This window comes from Microbispora cellulosiformans, assembly GCF_008728085.1.
Taxonomy (GTDB): Bacteria; Actinomycetota; Actinomycetes; order Streptosporangiales; family Streptosporangiaceae; genus Microbispora; species Microbispora amethystogenes.
In genome coordinates, this window is the sequence record NZ_VYTZ01000026.1 from 38,166 (window position 1) to 39,858 (window position 1,693).

2 protein-coding genes are annotated in these 1,693 nt (G+C 70.6%); both read left to right on the forward strand.

What is annotated here, in order from left to right; genetic code table 11:
- Nucleotides 1–450 (forward strand): RICIN domain-containing protein (locus F5972_RS36235; protein WP_225312214.1); only part of this gene is annotated, 450 nt, incomplete at its 5' end.
- A 299-nt stretch (nt 451–749) separates the two neighbouring features.
- Nucleotides 750–1,693 (forward strand): LacI family DNA-binding transcriptional regulator (locus F5972_RS36240; protein ID WP_150940592.1); only part of this gene is annotated, 944 nt, incomplete at its 3' end.

Consider the following 1,693-nt stretch of genomic DNA (forward strand, 5'->3'; position numbering starts at 1 on the left):
AGCGGCGGAAGCAGCAGCAGCCCGTCGCCCTCCTCCACACCGACGAACTCTCCGCCTCCCGGCGGCACGAGCTCGCTCCGGGGTGTGGCGTCGGGCCGCTGCCTGGACGTCAACGGCGCCTCGCAGTCGAACGGCGCGACGGTGCTGATCTGGGACTGCAACGGCCAGAACAACCAGAAGTGGACCTCCACCAGCGCGTCCGAGCTTCGCGTCTACGGCAACAAGTGCCTCGACGTGAACGGCGCGGGCACGGCGGACGGCACCGCGGTCATCATCTGGGACTGCAACGGCCAGAACAACCAGAAGTGGCGCCTGAACTCCGACGGCAGCATCACCGCCGTCGGCGCGAACAAGTGCCTGGACGTCGCCGGCAGCGGCACCGCCAACGGCACCAAGGTCCAGATCTGGTCCTGCACCGGCGCCAACAACCAGAAGTGGACCCGCGTCTGACCCCATCCCCGGTCTGACCCTGCCCGGCTCCCCCGGCCGGGCCCGATCACCCAGGCGTCCCCTTCCGGGACGCAATGCCGAAGCCGGTTCGTGCGACTCCCGCGCGGACCGGCTTCCGGCTGTCCGGGGACGGCGTTGTCTCCCGCCTTCACTGCGCGTCATCGGCGATGTCGCCGGTCAGAGGGCCCGTACGAGGCGCTGGCGGGCACCTTTATGAAACCGGTTCAGAAAGCGGGCTTGACACGTGTTGTGTTATCGCTAACATGCAGAACACCTCATCGAGAGCGGGGAACCGGCGGATGACGAAGATCCGGCCTGGAGAGAGCCCGGCCGAGCGCCCGAGGGCGGCGGTCATGGAAGACGTCGCGGAGCTGGCGGGGGTGTCGGCGATGACGGTGTCGCGGGTGCTGAACGCTCCGGAGAAGGTGCGTCCGGAGACGCGGGAGCGGGTGCTGGCGGCGGTGCGGGAGCTGGACTACCGGCCGAACTCGGCGGCGCGGATGCTGGTGACCGGGCGGTCGGGGGTGTTGGGGGTGGTGTGTTTCGACACCACGTTGTACGGGCCGGCGTCGACGTTGTTCGGGGTGGAGCAGGCGGCGCGGGACAGTGACTATCTGGTGAGCATCGCGAGTCTGCCGGTGCTGGATCGGCGGTGGATCGGGCGGGGGGTGGATCGGCTGCGGTCGCAGTCGGTGGACGGGGTGATCGTGGTGGCGCCGCATGAGTCGGCGGCCGAGGGGGTGCGGCAGCTTCCGGCGGGGTTGCCGGTGGTGGTTGTGGGTGGGGGCGGGGATGTGCCGGTGCCGGTGGTGGCGGTGGATCAGGGTGCGGGGGCGGCGCGGGCGACGCGGCATCTGCTGAGTTTGGGGCATCGGACGGTGTGGCATGTGGCGGGTCCGCCGAACTGGGTGGATTCGCGTGGCCGTCTGGCGGGGTGGCGGTCGGTGCTGGAGGCGGAGGGCCGGGTGGTGCCCGATCCGCTGGTGGGGGATTGGACGGCGTCGTCGGGTTATGAGCTGGGGCGGCGGCTGGCGGCCGATGGTGAGGTGACGGCGGTGTTCGTGGCCAATGACCATATGGCGATGGGGGTGTTGCGGGCGTTGCGGGAGGCGGGCCGGCGGGTGCCCGAGGACGTGAGCGTGGTGGGGTTCGACGACGTGCCGGAGGCGGCGTACTTCTGGCCGCCGCTGACCACCGTGCGGCAGGACTTCGGCGAGCTCGGCCGCCAGGCGTTCCGCCTCCT